Source organism: Streptomyces sp. NPDC111656 (assembly GCF_055656965.1).
The window spans coordinates 65,778-80,667 of the sequence record NZ_JBVKCA010000016.1; the positions used below are offsets into that span (position 1 = coordinate 65,778).

Sequence of the window (14,890 nt, forward strand, 5' to 3'; positions counted from 1 at the left end):
TCTTCATGACGAACGGCCCAACAAACACACGTACAAGGAGGACACCATGACGCTGCGCGTCCCGAAGGCCGAGCTCCCCGTGGAACTCCGCGAAATCATGATCAAGCAGCTCGGTACCGTGCCCGAGCCCGTCGAAGTGCTGTGGAACAACCCCGAACTCGCCGAGGCCAACCAGGAGTTCTCGGCCAAGGTGGCCACGTGGGACGCGGCCGACGCGAGCCTCAAGACGTTCGCGCACATGGCCGTCGCGGCACAGGTCGGCTGCAGCTGGTGCCTCGACGTCAACTACTTCCACGCGCTGAACCAGAACCTGGACCTGACCAAGGCGAGCCAGGTGCCGCGCTGGCGGCAGTCGGAGGTGTTCACGCCGCTGGAGCGGGACGTGATGGAGTACGCCGAGGCCATGACGAACACACCGACGACCGTCACCGACGAGTTGTCCGCGCGGCTGCTCGACGAGCTCGGCCCGGCCGCGATGGTCGAACTCACCGTGTTCATCGGATTCGCCAACTTTGCCACCAGGTGCAACACGGCGCACGGGATCACGTCGCAGGGCTACTCCGATGCCTGCGAGATTCCGTTGGCCGCGCGTCCGCAGAACTTCGGCGTAGCGTCGACGGCATGACCGAGGACCCGTTCGTCGTCCATCGCAGCCTGCTGTTCACGGTCGCCTACGAGATGCTCGGCTCGTCGGCCGACGCCGAGGACGTGCTGCAGGAGTCCTGGCTCCGGTGGGCCGACGTCGACCGCACACAGGTGCGTGACCCGCGGGCCTACCTCGTACGAACCGTCACCCGGCAGGCGCTCAACCGTCTGCGGACCTTGTCGCGCAGCCGCGAGGAGTACGTCGGCGAGTGGCTGCCGGAGCCACTGCTGACCAGCCCCGACGTCGCCGAGGACATCGAGCTCGCGGAGAGCGTCTCGATCGCGATGCTGACCGTGCTCGAAACGCTCGGGCCGACGGAACGCGCGGTGTTCGTGCTCCGCGAGGTCTTCGAGGTGCCGTACGGCGAGATCGCCGAGGCCGTCGGGAAGTCCGCGGCAGCGGTGCGGCAGATCGCGCGGCGGGCACGCGAACACGTGGCGGCCCGGCGGCCGCGGGTGCCGGTGAGCCGGTCGGAGCAGCAGGCCGTGGTGGAGCGGTTCCTGGCCGCGCTGCGCACCGGCCAGTTGCAGGAACTGCTGGACGTCATGGCACCGGACGTGGTTCTGATCGCCGACGGCGGCGGGCTTGCGGGCGCCGCTCCGGCTCCGGTCCACGGGGCCGCGCTGGTGGCGAGCATGCTCGCCGTCCCGGACCGGATGGTGTCGGCCGTGTGGCTCAACGGCGCGCCTGCGGGCCGGATCGAGATCGACGGCCGAGTGGCCGCGGTGAGCCTCGTGGTGGAAGACGGGAAAGTCACCCGGATCCACGCGATCGCGAACCCGCGGAAACTGACACGGCTCGATGAACCGGCCGAACTCGCCAGGTAGGCCCTCCCGCCGCTGCCTCTGGCGACGTGTGTGTTCCGGACGGACCGAACCGTCCGGAACACACACGCCCGCGCAGTGGTCAGACGTCGAGCCACGTCGACGTGCGTCGACGCACGTCCGTCGTGCTTGGTATGAGGTGGGTATGAGCTCGGTGTGACCGCGGGCGAGTCCGGCGCGTGCGCGACCGGGGCCGGTCGTGCGCGGCATAGAGTGCCTCGGCAGATCTGGCATGCCGTGGAGGTAGAACGCGATGGGGAATCCACCACAGCTCACCGTGGGGCGACTCCTCACCTCATGGCAACTGGACGTGCCCGCGCTGCTGGTGGTCGTCATCCTGGGCGCGTTGTACGGCTGGGGTGTGCTGCGTCTGAAGCGCCGGGGCGAGCACTGGCCCCTGCCGCGCGTCGGTGCCTTCGCGCTGCTCGGCCTGGGCACTCTCGTCGTCGCCACGATGTCCGCGCTGGCCGTGTACGACCACGTGCTGTTCTGGCCGGCCGCCGTCCAGAACGTCCTGCTCGACCTGATCGCACCGCTCGGGCTGGCCCTGGGCGATCCGCTGCGGCTGGCCCTCCGTTCCCTGCCCGAGCGTGCCGCCGGGCGTGTGCAGCGGACGCTGGCCGGACGGCTGGTACGCCTGCTCACCTTCCCGCTGGTCAGCACGGCTCTGGTGCTCGCGACGGAGCTGACGGTGTACTTCACGCCGTACTTCGAGACCGCCCTGCGCGACGACTGGCTGCACGAGGTGATGTATCTGCACCTGCTGCTCGCCGGCAGCCTGTTCGTCATGCCGATGCTCACCCGCGAGGCGGCGCTGCCGGGGTGGTGTACCCATCCGGTCCGGGCGGCGCTGGTGTTCCTCGACGGGATCATCGACGCCGTACCGGGCATCGTCGTGATGACCCACGGCACGCTCATCGCCGGTGCCTGGTATCTGCGTCACGCGCCGTCCTGGGCGCCGGATGTGCTCCATGACCAGCAGCTGGGCGGTGGCGCGATGATCAGCATCGCCGAGTTGGTGGCACTGCCCTTCCTCCTCGCGATCCTGGTGCAGTGGGCCCGTACCGAACGCGCCGAGACCGTCGTACTGGACCGCCGCCTGGAGGCGGAGTTGGTTCCGGCGACGCCCGCGCCGGGAGCGGCACAGTCATCGGAACTCGTACGTCCCTGGTGGGAGACCGAGAACAGCGAAGTCGCCCAGCGCATCAGGCACCAACGGCCGGGACGTTGACACACGCAGGCTGGTCGTCTCCCAGGAGCGCCGTGCGGCAGGATGGGGCCATGAGCGTAGTCAAGATCAACGTACTGACCGTCCCGGCCGAGCAGCGGGAGACGCTGGAGAAGCGCTTCGCCTCGCGTGCCCATGCCGTGGAGAACTCCGACGGATTCGAATGGTTCGAGCTCCTCCGCCCCGTCGAAGGCACCGACAGCTACCTCGTCTACACGCGGTGGCGTGACGAGGAGTCCTTCCAGGCCTGGATGGAGGGCCCCATGAAGGCGGCCCACCAGGGCGGTGACGCGGCGAGCGGGGAGCGCCCCAAGCCGGCGGCCAGCGGGTCCACGCTGTGGTCCTTCGAGGTCGTGCAGCAGGCGGCGCCCACCAGCGCATAACTGGTACGCCGGGCAGGCCGTCGGCGGGCCGGTCGTGGCCGGGCAGGCCGTGGCCTGGCGTCGCCCCCACCGTGCGGCGAGTTCGGGGTTACGGGGCGAGAAGTTCACGGCGTGGGCACGCGGCGGCATCCGGCCGGTGCGTGTCCGCGGGGGGGGGCCGTACATGGCCGCCGGTGCCGCTGTCGCCCCGCAGGCCCGTGCCCCGCGGTGAGGAGCCCCTCTGCCGTCCGCCCCTTGCGGCGGCCGCTCCGCGGGTCAGATGCCGCCGACTCCGTCGGTGTGGGTTCGTTCGTAGTGGCGGGCGACCCGTGCGCGGTTGCCGCAGATGTTGCTGGTACACCACTTGCGCCGCTTGTTCTCGGCGAGGAAGAGCATCGAGCAGGTCGGGTTGGAGCAACGGCGCAGGAGCCCGAGCCGCTCGTTGTCGGCGAGGAGCCCGATGGCCTCCGCGGCGATGGCGGCCAACGCGGCGTTCCCACCGTGTTCGGTGTGCCAGCGTTCCTCGCCCCTGATGCCGTCGGCCGTCACGACCAGACGAGGACTCACGGGAGCCGCTGCCGCGGCGGCGTTGATGTCGTCCAGCGACGTGGGCCGCGCCGAGCGGCCCTCCAGGTGACTGTCCAGGACGTCGCGAACCGCCGCACGCAGCCGACGCACGGCCGCGGCGTCGGGCACAGGCCCGGGCGGCAGGCTTCCGGACTGCAGTGCCCACCAGGCCGCCGAGGCCTCCGGGGTCCCGATGAGGTCCATGGCCGGTTCGGTCACCGTCATCAACGTGTCGGCCAGGTCCAGTGCGACGAGCGGTTCACCACCCATGGGGAACCCCGCCGCCTGAAGCCCATCTATACCCACTCGAATGCCCACAACTCCATGTTACCCATTAGCCGTGTCGATGGATAGCGAGAGTCGACCGGAAGGGATCAAGGTTTGACTCGAGCCAGCACGCCCACTTACGGAAGCTACCTAATGGTTCTAGGCTCACTTGATTCATTAATCTCAGAAGGGAACCTGCCATGGGACGACCATGGCAGCAAGGGCCGCTCTCCTCCACAGCACTCGGAAGGTTCCTCAACCCTGAGCCGGGAGGTTCGGCGGGGAATGGATCGCGGACAGCGAGGACGTCGTACTGCTGCACGAGCCGGGGCGCTACCCCGTCGCCCATCCGGTGGTGCTCTACGAGTCCGGTTTCGCACCGCGGTGGTACGTACCGCCTACTACGCTCCCCGAGCTTCGCCCCACGGTGAAGGTCACCCCCTCACCGTGAGGCGTGATGTGCCGACGGGACGGACAGGCTCATTCCTCGCGTTCGTACTCCGCCCGGGCACGTTCGGCGTCGAGATCTTCCTGTGCGGCACGGTAGATGTCACCGGCCAGCTTGCGGGCGGCCTGAGGATCGGAAGTCGAGGAGACCGTCCGGATCCGGTCAGCCCATTTGTCCATGTCTTGCGGGGTTTCAGGATTCTTACTCACACTACTTTTGTACCTTTTTATAGGCTTCTTCGCCTCCCGCGCCGGAGGAAAACATGCGCATGACCCGCGAAGCCGGGTTCCGATCGGCCGGATCACTGAGCAGCCTGCCGAGGCGACCGACTTCGCCGTGCGGCGGCGCACCGGGAGGACGAGACGGCGACTCTGCCATCAGTCGACGTGGGACGGCCGAAGGACGTGCGCCGGCGCGACAGGACGGCACACAGGAGAGCGCGTAAGCATCCCGTCGATGGCCCCCGGAGGTGCGACGCCTCAATATCGACGGTGACGGGGGACGACGAGGTGTGCGTCGGCGACCGGTGCCGCATCGGCGAAGCCGAGTTCGAGGTCATCCAGCCACGCGTGACCTGTTACCGCGTCGGCATGCGCCTGAACGAACCGCGCATGGCCTGCGTGCCGCCTTGACCATCGAGGCGCTCAGCCCGGGTGGCAGCAGTCCTTCCAGGAGATGAGCCACCGACTCGACCAGCCGCCCGCCCCCGCGCCCGGCTGGAAGGGCTTCAAGCAGCTGCGCCTGACCCAGGTCGTACCCGAGACCCCCACGGTGTCCTCGTTCCTCCTGCGACCCACCGACTCGCAGGCGCTGCCCCGGCCGCGCCCGGCCAGTATCCGACCGTGCGGATCCCCGAAGAGGGCAGGCCCGGCCTGGAGCGTTCGTATTCACCGTCCTCCGCCCCCGGTGCCGCCGAGTACCGGATCAGCGTCAAACGCGAACACCGCGGCAAGGTCAGCATCTACTACACCGCCCCGGATCTCGAGATCGCCGGGGAGTCGGGTATCACGCACGGGCGCGGACTGTTCGCCTACGCCGAGAACCTGACGCCCGAGAACGAAGCCCCCCTCCGTGGGGCCCTGACCCTCGAACTGACCCGCTGGCATTACCTGAACGGGGTCGCGGATCCGAGCCTCGTCAGCCCGAACGGAGCCCGCGCCTTCCCACGCGACCTGCCCGGCGCCTGCGCGACTTCCTCGCCCGCGTCACCTCCTGAGGCGCACGGCTCGCGTGTCCCCGCCGTCGGTAACGGCCCTTCGCCGTACGGCACGTTGCGGAGCTCGGCGCACGGAACGCGGAGCCGGAGGCCACCGGGGCGAAGTGGCCGCGGGGCACCGCCCTCGTGGGGCGGCGATTGGGGCTGCTTCACCCCGGTGTGGGCGAGCGGTATCGGGACGAAAACGGGCGGTGTGGCGTCGGGGCTGGCAGGGGGACGACGGTCCCGTCTTCGAGTCGTGTGTTGCGGTTGGGCCACTTCGGCAACCCCCTTCACAGGGGCCACACATGCCGTGCGAGGATGCGGCTCCCGGTATCGAGTACCGGCGTAGAGGGGAACATCATTGAGATCAAGGAAACTGAGCCGTAAGCGGCGACGGGCGACCATAGTCACGGCAGCGGCCGCCTCGGTCGTCGCCGGCGCCGCGCTACTGCCCAACTGGAGCGCGGGCGCGTCGACTGTCGCCGATCCCGCCGTGGATCCGTCGACCAAAGCCACCTTCCAACGGCTGGCGGACGCGGTCTTCACCGACCGTACGGACGCCCTGGTGGACGGCGGCAAGACCAGTCGGAACACGTCACTGTCGTCGCGGTTCTCCGGCGATGTGCGGGTGTCCTCCACGCTGTCGCGCGAGGAGAAGTCCGCACTGTCGCAGCTGCGGGGCCGCAAGTCGCGTCTGGAGTCGCTCGGCGAGAAGTACAGCTCGGCCAACACGAGCGTCTCGCTGGACCGTACGCGACTGAAGGGCCGTCACGCCACGGTCAACGTCACCGAGACGACGACGTTGACCTACGAGAAGGTCAAGGGCAACGAGCCGAAGACCACCGGCTTCCAGGCGCACCACGAGCTGACGTTCAAGGCCGACCGCAAAGGCGACTGGCAGCTGACCGGCATCCGTGACACCGACGACGGCGTCGCGGTCAACCAGGTCGCCGCCACCACGTTCGTCGCCGCGCCGAAGACGGCCGCCGACGACGCCCCGCCCTCGGCGACCCGCTCCGTCACCACGTTGCCCGCGCCGGCCAAGCCGAAGAACTTCTCGGCCTCCGGCTACGACTACAAGGCCATGGCGGCGTACGCGGCCAAGTACTGGAACAACTACAACTCGGCCTACCCGAACTTCAACGGGCAGGGTGCCGGCGGCGACTGCACCAACTTCGTCAGCCAGTCCCTGAAAGCAGGCGGCTGGAAGCACGTCCCCGGCTACACGGACGACTTCCACAAGTGGTTCGGCAACTCCGACATCCAGTCGGACTCGTTCGTCGGCGTCAACGAGTTCTCGTGGTTCGCCCTGTCCTCCAAGCGGGTCACCAGCCTCGCCAACGTCTACCAGTTGGACGTGGGTGACGTCCTGCAGATGGACTTCAACAAGGACGGGTCCAAGGACCACAGCATGATCGTCACCTACCGCAGCCCGCAGGGCGTGCCGTACGTGACGTACCACTCCACCAACACCTACAACAGGTCGGTGGCGAGCATCATCGCGTCGTACCCGAACGCGGCGTACTACGCCTACCGCACCTGAGCGGTCCCCGTCCGGGGCGGGAGCCGGTCCGAGTGTCCGGCTCCCGCCCCGTCCGGGTCTCCCTTGTGACGGTGACTTTCGGCTGCTCCCGATCACTCACGGGAACAGTGCGATCCCGACGAGGATCAGCAGGATGATGCCGGCGACGAGCGCAACGGTCGCCCACGTCCCACGCCGCTTCAGCGGCGTCGAGGGCGCTCCTCCACGGGGCCGGTCCTCCGGCAGTGCGGCGTCGGCCGGGCGCCCGCTCCTGTAGAACTCTTCGTCGGTCGGATAGACGTTGCGCGGATCATCGAGAGCGCGCGGATCGATCTCGTGTGGACTGGTCATGAGCACTCCTTGCGCGGCGCTCATCAGGACCGGGGTTCCCGGCGGACGCCAGGGCCTGCGCCAGGGGCGATGGCTCCCATTTCCCAGGCGCGCGGCCCTTCAGGAAGACGCCGCACGGGCAATCCGCCCTGCTCACCGCGCACCATCTGATCGTATACCCGAGCAGCGCCGTCCATGAGGTCCAGCGGGGGCATGCGGTCCGGGCCGCGCACCTCACAGGTCGAGGACCGCCCGGAGTGCGTTGTCGATGAGCGCCTGCTGCTCGGGCCCGATGTTGCCGAGCGGGGTGGCGGTCTCGAAACGCGACGCGGAGAGCTGGAGCAGGTTGACGGCGACGACCGAGGCGTCGACCGGGGTGGTCAGGCGCACGCTCATCGCCGTATCAGGGTGCACGGCCGGGGCGTGCAGCACCAGGGCGACCACGGCGCCGTACGCATCGGCCAGTCCGTCAAGGCTGACGACGAGGACCGTGCGGTTTCCCTTGCCGGTGTCGACGTCCCAGACGTCGCCCTTCTGGATCGTCACAGGGCGTCGCCCTCGCCGCCCAGATCGAGGGGCTCGATCCGGGCGAGCCGACGGGCGGCGTCCAGCGTCATCTGCCGACGCACGGCTCGGAGGATGTAGTCGTTCAGGGAGGGGGCGCCGGCTGCGGCGTCGCGCAGCGCCTTGTCCATGGCGTCGGGGATCCGCAGGGTGATGGCAGTCATGACACCAAATGTAGTGGCATCGCTGCCGTCGTGCGACGACGAATCGGGACAGCGGGCTTTTCGATACGGCGGGACTTCCCGGGCACGGTGGGACACCGCCGGGCCAGGAGGAGCGACTTGCGTCATCCCGGTGACGCGGCGCCGACCGCTTCGGCTCACGGAGCGCCGTCGACCACTTCTATGGCGTTGCCATCGGGATCTTGGAGGACGGCGACGCGGACTCCGGGACCCACATCCACGGGACCGTGCCGCACGCGTCCGCCGCGGGCCACGCCGCGTTCGATGATCCCGTCGAGATCATCGACGTACATGGTCAGATAGCGCACGCCGGTCAAGTGAGAGAAGGGCTCGGCCGGTTCGGCGGAGGCGGGCCGCCGCGAAGGAACCATCACCTTGATCTGCGTGCCGGGTGCCTCGAGCCGGTGCACGACTCCAGAGCCCGACCTGACCGCCGGGAGCCGCTCCAGTTCGAACACGGCGGCGAAGAACTCCACCAAGGCTTCGTCGGCGCTGACCAGCCCGACTTCGACCCGCTGCAAGGTCACGGCACCCCCGGGTAGCTGCCCACATCGATCGTTCTGCACCTGGCCCTACAGATGCGAGAATGCTATTCTACTATACGAGAGTGACATTACCGTCGCGAGTGCGGTGACGTCGCCTCGTCACCGAGAACGGCCCCGGCCATGTCTTGGCCGTGTCGGTCCACCGAAAGCGGGCGAGAGGGATGGAAAGGCTGGGGATCGAGCTTCTCAGCGTCTTCGGAATGCCTCCGGTCATGTTCGTGTCCCTGGCCGCGGACCTGGGTTGCCGATACATCTCGACCGCCCTGACATCGAATCCGTACAACCCGTCGATCTATCCGCCCTTCTCCCTTCGGGATGATCCAACGCTGCGGCGCGAGATGATCGCCGCGATGCGTGATCGCGACGTGTCGATCTCGCTCGGGGAAGGCATGGTGGTCCGCGAGGGAGCCGACATCCAGGACAGAGTCGGCGATCTCGAGATCATGGCGGAGCTCGGTGTCCGGCGGATCAACACGGTCTCTCTCGATCCGGACCTCGCCCGCAGCATCGACCAGTTCGGCATCCTCGCCGAGACCGCCGCTTCACTCGGGATGGAGACGACGGTGGAAGCCAGTCCGGGCCTGACGGTCCCGGATCTGCCCAGTGCACTCGACGTCATTCGTCAGGTCGGGCGGCCGGACTTCCGCCTCCTGGTCGACACGATGCACATCGTGCGGTCCGGTTCCGGGCCGGACGACCTCGCGCGGCTTGATCCTGGTGTCATCGGCTACATCCAGCTGAGCGACGCCCCGTTGGTGCCCTCCATCCCCCACTACATGGAAGAGGCGATGTTCGAGCGGATGGTGCCGGGGACGGGCGGACTGCCCTTGCTCGACCTGCTGGAGGTACTGCCGCGCGACCTTGTCATCGGCCTCGAGATACCGCTCCGCGCGGAGGCGATGGCGGGCGTCGGCCCGCACGAGCGGGTCGGTCGGTGCGTCGATGCCGCCCGCGGTCTCCTGGCTCGACTGGCCGACCCGCCCCCTCAGGCCTGAACCCGCCGCGTGCGAGGATCAGGTCCTGGCTAGAACGGGCGAGCGTAGGGGTGGTTGCTCACGCGGTCGTAGATCCTGCGCAGCCACGGCCGGCGGACGGCGGGCAGTCGTGCCAGCGTGTGGAGGAACGCTCTCGCGTCAGGCCGGAACGCCCCCCATGGATGCATCGGCAGCGGGTCGTCGCGGAAGACACCCGCGGGCATTCCGCCTGTCGCGGGGACGGGCAACCGGTCGTGCTGGAAGGCCAGATGCATCCACACGTCGGCAGCCAACGGCACGGTGTCCCCCGTGGCTGACGGCTGCCACGACGTCCCCGTCTGCGGGTGTCGCGGTACCAGGGCTATGTCGGAGGCGGCGCAGTCGGGATCAGACAGCCCTGGGCCGGCCAGGACCACGTTCCTCACCGGCGGTCCCGGCGGGAGCAGCGCGTCGAGCGCGCGGCCGAACGTGTCGGCGAGGAGGCCGTGCGGGACGGCCACGGGCCTACCCGCCGAGGCCGCCAACAGGTGGGCCAGCGCAGCCCCGACCGCCGCCTCCCACCGTGGGCTCCACACGCCGGGCGGCTCGATCGGCGGCGCGTCCTGCCGCTCGTCGACCAACGTCTCCCAGTCGACCGTCCGGTGCACGGGGCCTTCAGCGGGAAGGCGACGCACTGCCTGCGGGTCGAACCACACCGCCTGCCAAAGGGAGCAGTCGTCGATGCGGGTTGCCACGGCCTGCCCGCATTGCGCGCAGGCCAGGTTGGGACCGTCCCTCCCGTCCAGCCCCAGGCAATAGCCGTCGCAACGCTCGGGGATCAGGACGGTGCCGCGGGTGTCACCCGGTGCGACGACGATCGCTCCCGGCGCACCGAAGGACAGTGCGGGAACCGGCGCGAACACGCCCCGGGCTTCCGTTTCGTCCACCCCGATCTCACTCCACCGCCGCCATGGCGGCCCGGAGGGTTCCGGGTCCACTGCGTATGTGCCCGATTCCATGAGCGCGGGCAGCAGTTCGTGCCCGTACTTGTGGTGGGCGTGGACGGGAAGCGCCACCTGCGACAAGCGGGCGGTCAGCGCGGCGCCGCACGACACACACACGAACACGGCCATACGTCCTCCCCCGCCCCTCACCCCGGATTGTCCCGGCTCGGCGATCGAGAGCCAACACCCTTTTGTCCACCGCCGCGATCACCAGTAGCGATTCACTTCGGTTCACCGCGATTCACCGTCGGAGTCGCACCCCTCTCAGGGATTCCCAGTGCAGTACGGTCGGCCCCCGACACTCTCGGGGGCTGGCTCATTTGGGGAGGTGCCGCATGGACGGCGGACCAGCGACGATCGGCCTGACGTCGATGAATGTCTGCTGCGGGTTCTCGTCGACGTTGCCTCCACCGAAGGAACGTGCGGTCGAGTTCTGCCGGAGAATCGAGGAATCGGGCGTCGACGTGGTCAGCTTCCAGGAGGTCTGGACGGCCGCGCTGTTCAGAACCATCCGCACGCACCTGCCCTCGTATCCCTTCGTCGCCCGCGCCACCGGAGTGGCCGGTCAGCCGGCCGGGGGCCTGGCCTCCTTTTCGCGACTGCCGTTGCGGTCGATGTCGTACGAGTCGTTCCGTGGTTCCCGGCCTGAGGAATCCGGCCCGCTGTTCCGCGGATCCAGGGCCCTGTGGGGGCGTCTGCAGGGCGTACTGACCTTCGAGTTGGCGGGACGCCGCACGCTGGTGGGCAACGTGCACCTGACCGCGAACAAGGACGGCGACTGGTCGGTGGACAACCGCCATCATCACTTCCAGCGGCGGCAGTTGGCCATGTTCCGCCAGGCCCTTCAGAGGGCTCGCCGGGACGACACGGAACTGGTGATCGCCGGCGGTGATCTCAACATCCCGGACAGCAGCCCCCTTTACCCACTGGTGGTGGACCGGGGAGCCTGGCGGGACCCGTTCCGCGCGGTCGGTCGCCCCACGTTCCACACCGAGCTGCTGCCACCGGGCGCCTCGGCGCACCGCGTCGACTATCTACTGGTCGCGGGCGATGCCGAGCGGTACCCGGTGACCGAACCCCGCCTGCTGTTCACGGACCCGGTACAACTCGGCGGCCGGAAGAGGTCGTTCCTCTCCGACCATGTGGCACTGACCGCACGCATCGCCCTCCCGACCGCATCGTCGGTGTCTTGATGCCGCGTACGGGGATCTGTGCGGTCGTGTTGCGGCCCCGAACGTGGCCAGCGGCGTTCCGCCCGGGCTGACGGCGGATCGGACGAGCCGCCCACGGCCCAGGCCGAGTTGAGAGCGGTCAGAGTGAGCGTTCCGTACGCGGTGGGGGCGCCGAGCGTCGTGGCTAGGGGCCGCGTGGACCCGCATTCTCCGCCTGCTACCGGTCGAACGCGTCGCGGGCGTCGGGGACGAAGGTCGTGTCGTGCATCGCAGCGCGCAGCTCAACCGGGGTGAGCCAGGCGTGCCAGGCAATTTCCGAGGCATCCGGTACAACCGGCTAGTTGAGGACCGCCTCGTGCAGGCCCATCCGGTACGGACTGATGACACCCCGGCACAGGTACTTGAAGAGGAACCGCGTCGGGGTGTGGACCCCGAGTTCTTCGGCGAGTTCGCGACAGGCGGCTGCCGGGTAGGTCTCGCCCACGCCCACGGCACCCCCGACCAGCCAGTTGTACTGGCCGGGGAAGCGGGAAACTTGACATCCTCCCCTCCGTGAAGGGAGGGGATTCATGGCTCAGGCTGCCTCCGGGAGCAGCGCCCCCAGAGGTCTTGCGCCCTCAACACCAGCCGGGATGAGACCAGCCCGGACCAGCATCACGCGCGCGGAGTTCTTGTCCCTGGGGGACACGGCTGCGCACGCGGTGCAGGTGTAGGTAGGTTCTGAAAGAGGAAGTGCGTGCTTGGTTCTCGCTCCGCACGATGCGCAGTCCATGGTGGTGTGCGCGGGGTGCACGAGGCGGATGTCCCGCCCGTGCTTGCGGCCCATCTCGATCAGGGCCTGCTTGGTGGCGCCGATCGCGGCGTCAGCCGCCTTGCGGGCACCTTTCCTTGCCCTGCTCCGCAGGGGCCCGATTCCTCCCCGGCCTGAAGGCCGGGGAGGAATCGGAGGTACCAGGTGATCGGGCCGCCGGTGGACGAGGATCCGACCGTCAGGGTCGCGGCAGACGGTGGTGGCAACCCGGTGCAGCCAGCTTCGACGGATGGCCGCGCCGCGATCCACCACGCCCACTGTGCGGTCCTGCTCGTCCACTCGCTCCACCATCTCCCCCACGGCGGACACGCTGCCACAGAACCGCTGGGCTGACGACATGCTCAGCGCAACGGCCGACTTGGCGTGGTGGATCAAGCCCCGAGATCACCTCCTCAGACGCCGATCGCCCCGTCAATACGTTCACGGAGGAGGTCGGCGTGTCCGTTGTGGCGGGCGTATTCCTCGATCATGTGGATGAGCACCCAGCGCAGCGACACCGTCCCACGCCATGCGTCCTTGCCCGCGATGTCGAGGTGGGGCGCGTCCCCGGTGAAGGCGTCGGCGAACGCGACCTCGGCGCGCCATGCCTGCCACGCTTCGGTCACAAGGTCGGGATCGGGAACCGCGCCGTCGAAGTCGCCGTCTGGTTCCACCGCCGACGAGAAGCGTGGTGGCGCGTCCTGACCGGCCAGCACCTGACGGAACCATCGGCGCTCCACGTCGGCGAGATGGCGTACGAGTCCGAGCAGCGAGAGCGTGGAGGGCTCCACGGAACGACGGGCCAACTCCCCTTCCAGGCCCGCGCACTTCAGCTCCAGCGTTGCCCGCTGGGCACTGAGGAGTCCGATGAGCATGGCTCGCTCCTCGCCGGTCGAGGGAGCACCGAGCCGGGGATCGTCGTCGTCTCCGACGAACATGGCGGCCCGCCTCCGCGGATTGGTCGTACTCATGCTGTCTCTCCTTCGGGGTTCGTCGCTGGGAGGGAGCACGCGTTACTCCGTGCGAGTGGTGCATCCCCCGACAGCGTCGTAGCGTCGATAGAGGAGCCGACCGCCGCAAGAAGGGGCGGATCAGGCGCCGGGCCTGCTGGTCGAAAGAGATTGCGACTGGGAGCGAACATGCCAAGACGCACAGTGAGGACAGCGGTGACGTTCTGTGCCGCTGTGTCGCTCGCAGCAATCATGGGAACAGCTTCCTCCACCCCTGCTCCGTCACCGCCGTCCACGCCCACGCCCACCGTGCAGCGCCAGGCGGGACAGCCCGTGATGGTCGACTGCTTCTGGCGCGCGCAGGTGCGCCCCACCGATTTCATTCTCGCGTGCGGTGACGGCAACAGCCGCCTCACCTCGCTCCGCTGGTCTCAGTGGCACCGGGACTCCGCGGTGGCCGAGGGCTTCAACGTCGTGAACGACTGCAAGCCGTACTGCGCCGCGGGCAAGTTCCACTCGTACCCGGTGATCGTGCGGCTCAACGCCCCACAGCCTTGGAAGAAGCACCCTGAGCTGTCGCAGTACACGCAGCTGAGCCTCGTCTACACCAAGGGGAAGCCGGACGGATTCGGGCAATGGGTCGACCTTCCCCTGTGGAACTGACCTCCGAGATCGAGGCGTTCCGGCTCAGTGGGCGGCGTCAGTCGCGGCCGGCTTCCCGCGCCACGCGCTCCAGTCGGCTTCGATGGCTGTCGCACGACGACCGATCGCCCGACGGCATGGCGTCGTTCCCTTCCCACATCCCGGCAGCCCCGTCGATGGACTCCCGGAGAATGTCGGCGTGGCCCGCGTGCCGGTGGGTGTCGGCGATCACGCGCACCAGGACCTGGTGCAGCGTCACCTCTCTTCGGTCCTCGGGCCACCACGCCACACGACCGATCGCGTCAAGCGCGAAGGTCTCGATGGTGGTGTCCGAGTGCTTCCACGTCTGGCGGTAGAGTCCGACGATCTGTTCGCGGGACTCATCGGCGTCGGCCCACATGTCCGCGTTGGGTTCGGCGTCGGCCGTGAACCAGAGCGGCGGCTCTTCGAAGAACGGCCGCCCGAAGGTGTCGCCGAAGTACCCCAGTTCCACTCCGGTGACGTGTTTGACCAGTCCCAGCAGATTCGTTCCGGTCGGCGTCAGCGGACGGCGGACGTCATACCCCGACAGCCCGTCGAGCTTCCACAGCAGGGCGTCGCGTGCGGCTTGCAGGGAGCGGAGAAGATCCGCCTTCGCATTCGACTCGATCATGTCCAACAGTCTCGCAGCCACCACTGACAGTCCCACGGGCCCGG

General features: G+C 68.6%; 19 protein-coding genes and 1 pseudogene. 9 read left to right on the top strand and 11 right to left on the bottom strand.

Annotated elements, in window-relative coordinates; all coding sequences use genetic code 11:
- Nucleotides 1-46 precede the first annotated feature (46 nt).
- The 4 genes from ACZ7M3_RS36835 to ACZ7M3_RS36850 all read left to right on the top strand — a co-directional run bounded on the left by ACZ7M3_RS36835 (nucleotide 47) and on the right by ACZ7M3_RS36850 (nucleotide 3,081).
- Nucleotides 47-625 carry a carboxymuconolactone decarboxylase family protein gene (locus tag ACZ7M3_RS36835; RefSeq protein ID WP_472069244.1) on the top strand — a complete coding sequence of 193 codons (579 nt, stop codon included), beginning with the start codon at nucleotides 47-49 and terminating at the stop codon, nucleotides 623-625.
- Entirely contained in the window at nucleotides 622-1,473 is an 852-nt protein-coding gene (gene sigJ / locus ACZ7M3_RS36840; RefSeq protein WP_472069246.1) for an RNA polymerase sigma factor SigJ, read from the top strand. The genes ACZ7M3_RS36835 and sigJ overlap by 4 nt, the downstream gene beginning before the upstream one ends.
- A 250-nt stretch (nucleotides 1,474-1,723) precedes the next feature.
- Nucleotides 1,724-2,701 (top strand): cytochrome c oxidase assembly protein, encoded by a 978-nt coding sequence (locus ACZ7M3_RS36845; RefSeq protein ID WP_472069248.1) that lies wholly within the window; start codon nucleotides 1,724-1,726, stop codon nucleotides 2,699-2,701.
- A 50-nt stretch (nucleotides 2,702-2,751) separates the two neighbouring features.
- On the top strand, nucleotides 2,752-3,081 hold the full coding sequence (locus ACZ7M3_RS36850) for an antibiotic biosynthesis monooxygenase family protein (protein WP_067381387.1): 330 nt from the start codon (nucleotides 2,752-2,754) through the stop codon (nucleotides 3,079-3,081).
- Nucleotides 3,082-3,336: 255 nt separating this feature from the next.
- On the opposite strand, the gene ACZ7M3_RS36855 is transcribed toward ACZ7M3_RS36850, so the two are convergent.
- Together ACZ7M3_RS36855 and ACZ7M3_RS36860 are read right to left on the bottom strand one after the other, a co-directional pair.
- Nucleotides 3,337-3,897 (bottom strand): CGNR zinc finger domain-containing protein, encoded by a 561-nt coding sequence (locus ACZ7M3_RS36855; protein ID WP_472069250.1) that lies wholly within the window; start codon nucleotides 3,895-3,897, stop codon nucleotides 3,337-3,339.
- A gap of 477 nt (nucleotides 3,898-4,374) precedes the next feature.
- Nucleotides 4,375-4,521 carry a hypothetical protein gene (locus ACZ7M3_RS36860; RefSeq protein ID WP_164657677.1) on the bottom strand — a complete coding sequence of 49 codons (147 nt, stop codon included), beginning with the start codon at nucleotides 4,519-4,521 and terminating at the stop codon, nucleotides 4,375-4,377.
- Between the two features lie 312 nt (nucleotides 4,522-4,833).
- Here ACZ7M3_RS36860 and ACZ7M3_RS36865 point away from each other — a divergent pair, with 312 nt between their 5' ends.
- Together ACZ7M3_RS36865 and ACZ7M3_RS36870 are read left to right on the top strand one after the other, a co-directional pair.
- The gene (locus ACZ7M3_RS36865; RefSeq protein ID WP_472069252.1) at nucleotides 4,834-4,974 is read left to right on the top strand and encodes an MOSC domain-containing protein; all 141 of its coding nucleotides are present in this window, start codon (nucleotides 4,834-4,836) and stop codon (nucleotides 4,972-4,974) included.
- Between the two features lie 927 nt (nucleotides 4,975-5,901).
- Nucleotides 5,902-7,083 (top strand): amidase domain-containing protein, encoded by a 1,182-nt coding sequence (locus tag ACZ7M3_RS36870; RefSeq protein WP_472069254.1) that lies wholly within the window; start codon nucleotides 5,902-5,904, stop codon nucleotides 7,081-7,083.
- A 96-nt stretch (nucleotides 7,084-7,179) separates the two neighbouring features.
- Here the strand turns inward: ACZ7M3_RS36870 and ACZ7M3_RS36875 are convergent, their stop codons facing one another.
- From ACZ7M3_RS36875 to ACZ7M3_RS36890, 4 genes are all read right to left on the bottom strand, one after another.
- Nucleotides 7,180-7,413: a hypothetical protein gene (locus tag ACZ7M3_RS36875; protein WP_403697365.1), complete on the bottom strand. Its 234-nt coding sequence runs from the start codon at nucleotides 7,411-7,413 to the stop codon at nucleotides 7,180-7,182.
- Between the two features lie 213 nt (nucleotides 7,414-7,626).
- On the bottom strand, nucleotides 7,627-7,938 hold the full coding sequence (locus ACZ7M3_RS36880) for a hypothetical protein (RefSeq protein ID WP_351311159.1): 312 nt from the start codon (nucleotides 7,936-7,938) through the stop codon (nucleotides 7,627-7,629).
- Nucleotides 7,935-8,120: a hypothetical protein gene (locus tag ACZ7M3_RS36885; RefSeq protein WP_060896809.1), complete on the bottom strand. Its 186-nt coding sequence runs from the start codon at nucleotides 8,118-8,120 to the stop codon at nucleotides 7,935-7,937. Before ACZ7M3_RS36885 ends, ACZ7M3_RS36880 begins: the two co-directional genes overlap by 4 nt.
- A gap of 155 nt (nucleotides 8,121-8,275) precedes the next feature.
- A complete protein-coding gene (locus tag ACZ7M3_RS36890; protein ID WP_472069256.1) occupies nucleotides 8,276-8,665 on the bottom strand; it encodes a VOC family protein in 390 nt (129 codons plus the stop codon).
- 218 nt (nucleotides 8,666-8,883) lie between these two features.
- On the opposite strand from ACZ7M3_RS36890, the gene ACZ7M3_RS36895 reads away from it, so the two are divergent.
- Nucleotides 8,884-9,678 (top strand): sugar phosphate isomerase/epimerase family protein, encoded by a 795-nt coding sequence (locus tag ACZ7M3_RS36895; RefSeq protein ID WP_472069258.1) that lies wholly within the window; start codon nucleotides 8,884-8,886, stop codon nucleotides 9,676-9,678.
- A gap of 29 nt (nucleotides 9,679-9,707) precedes the next feature.
- Here the strand turns inward: ACZ7M3_RS36895 and ACZ7M3_RS36900 are convergent, their stop codons facing one another.
- Nucleotides 9,708-10,769, bottom strand: coding sequence for a hypothetical protein (locus ACZ7M3_RS36900; RefSeq protein ID WP_472069260.1), 1,062 nt, complete (start codon nucleotides 10,767-10,769; stop codon nucleotides 9,708-9,710).
- A 206-nt stretch (nucleotides 10,770-10,975) separates the two neighbouring features.
- Between ACZ7M3_RS36900 and ACZ7M3_RS36905 the strand changes: the two genes are divergently transcribed.
- Complete coding sequence (locus tag ACZ7M3_RS36905; protein ID WP_472069262.1) at nucleotides 10,976-11,833, top strand: endonuclease/exonuclease/phosphatase family protein; 858 nt, start codon at nucleotides 10,976-10,978, stop codon at nucleotides 11,831-11,833.
- A 316-nt stretch (nucleotides 11,834-12,149) separates the two neighbouring features.
- Here the strand turns inward: ACZ7M3_RS36905 and ACZ7M3_RS36910 are convergent, their stop codons facing one another.
- The 3 genes and pseudogenes from ACZ7M3_RS36910 to ACZ7M3_RS36920 form a co-directional block, all read right to left on the bottom strand.
- Entirely contained in the window at nucleotides 12,150-12,383 is a 234-nt protein-coding gene (locus tag ACZ7M3_RS36910) for an NUDIX domain-containing protein (RefSeq protein WP_472069264.1), read from the bottom strand.
- 3 nt (nucleotides 12,384-12,386) lie between these two features.
- A pseudogene (locus ACZ7M3_RS36915) lies at nucleotides 12,387-12,692 on the bottom strand (zinc ribbon domain-containing protein); the annotation flags it as partial.
- A gap of 323 nt (nucleotides 12,693-13,015) precedes the next feature.
- Nucleotides 13,016-13,573, bottom strand: a complete 558-nt coding sequence (locus tag ACZ7M3_RS36920; protein ID WP_472069266.1) for a DinB family protein — start codon at nucleotides 13,571-13,573, stop codon at nucleotides 13,016-13,018.
- A gap of 213 nt (nucleotides 13,574-13,786) precedes the next feature.
- Here ACZ7M3_RS36920 and ACZ7M3_RS36925 point away from each other — a divergent pair, with 213 nt between their 5' ends.
- Nucleotides 13,787-14,215 carry a hypothetical protein gene (locus ACZ7M3_RS36925; RefSeq protein WP_388530044.1) on the top strand — a complete coding sequence of 143 codons (429 nt, stop codon included), beginning with the start codon at nucleotides 13,787-13,789 and terminating at the stop codon, nucleotides 14,213-14,215.
- 37 nt (nucleotides 14,216-14,252) lie between these two features.
- Here the strand turns inward: ACZ7M3_RS36925 and ACZ7M3_RS36930 are convergent, their stop codons facing one another.
- Nucleotides 14,253-14,846, bottom strand: coding sequence for a DinB family protein (locus tag ACZ7M3_RS36930; RefSeq protein WP_472069268.1), 594 nt, complete (start codon nucleotides 14,844-14,846; stop codon nucleotides 14,253-14,255).
- Nucleotides 14,847-14,890: the final 44 nt, after the last annotated feature.

Excerpts from the sequence above, each read along its gene's own strand:
- ACZ7M3_RS36905 (WP_472069262.1), top strand. The coding sequence starts at position 10,976 with ATGGACGGCGGACCAGCGACGATCGGCCTGACGTCGATGAATGTCTGC.
- ACZ7M3_RS36900 (WP_472069260.1), bottom strand. The coding sequence starts at position 10,769 with ATGGCCGTGTTCGTGTGTGTGTCGTGCGGCGCCGCGCTGACCGCCCGC.
- ACZ7M3_RS36920 (WP_472069266.1), bottom strand. The coding sequence starts at position 13,573 with ATGAGTACGACCAATCCGCGGAGGCGGGCCGCCATGTTCGTCGGAGAC.
- ACZ7M3_RS36855 (WP_472069250.1), bottom strand. The coding sequence starts at position 3,897 with ATGGGTGGTGAACCGCTCGTCGCACTGGACCTGGCCGACACGTTGATG.
- ACZ7M3_RS36845 (WP_472069248.1), top strand. The coding sequence starts at position 1,724 with ATGGGGAATCCACCACAGCTCACCGTGGGGCGACTCCTCACCTCATGG.
- ACZ7M3_RS36875 (WP_403697365.1), bottom strand. The coding sequence starts at position 7,413 with ATGACCAGTCCACACGAGATCGATCCGCGCGCTCTCGATGATCCGCGC.
- ACZ7M3_RS36835 (WP_472069244.1), top strand. The coding sequence starts at position 47 with ATGACGCTGCGCGTCCCGAAGGCCGAGCTCCCCGTGGAACTCCGCGAA.
- ACZ7M3_RS36860 (WP_164657677.1), bottom strand. The coding sequence starts at position 4,521 with ATGGACAAATGGGCTGACCGGATCCGGACGGTCTCCTCGACTTCCGAT.
- ACZ7M3_RS36885 (WP_060896809.1), bottom strand. The coding sequence starts at position 8,120 with ATGACTGCCATCACCCTGCGGATCCCCGACGCCATGGACAAGGCGCTG.
- ACZ7M3_RS36895 (WP_472069258.1), top strand. The coding sequence starts at position 8,884 with ATGCCTCCGGTCATGTTCGTGTCCCTGGCCGCGGACCTGGGTTGCCGA.
- ACZ7M3_RS36850 (WP_067381387.1), top strand. The coding sequence starts at position 2,752 with ATGAGCGTAGTCAAGATCAACGTACTGACCGTCCCGGCCGAGCAGCGG.
- ACZ7M3_RS36910 (WP_472069264.1), bottom strand. The coding sequence starts at position 12,383 with ATGAATCCCCTCCCTTCACGGAGGGGAGGATGTCAAGTTTCCCGCTTC.
- ACZ7M3_RS36930 (WP_472069268.1), bottom strand. The coding sequence starts at position 14,846 with ATGATCGAGTCGAATGCGAAGGCGGATCTTCTCCGCTCCCTGCAAGCC.
- sigJ (WP_472069246.1), top strand. The coding sequence starts at position 622 with ATGACCGAGGACCCGTTCGTCGTCCATCGCAGCCTGCTGTTCACGGTC.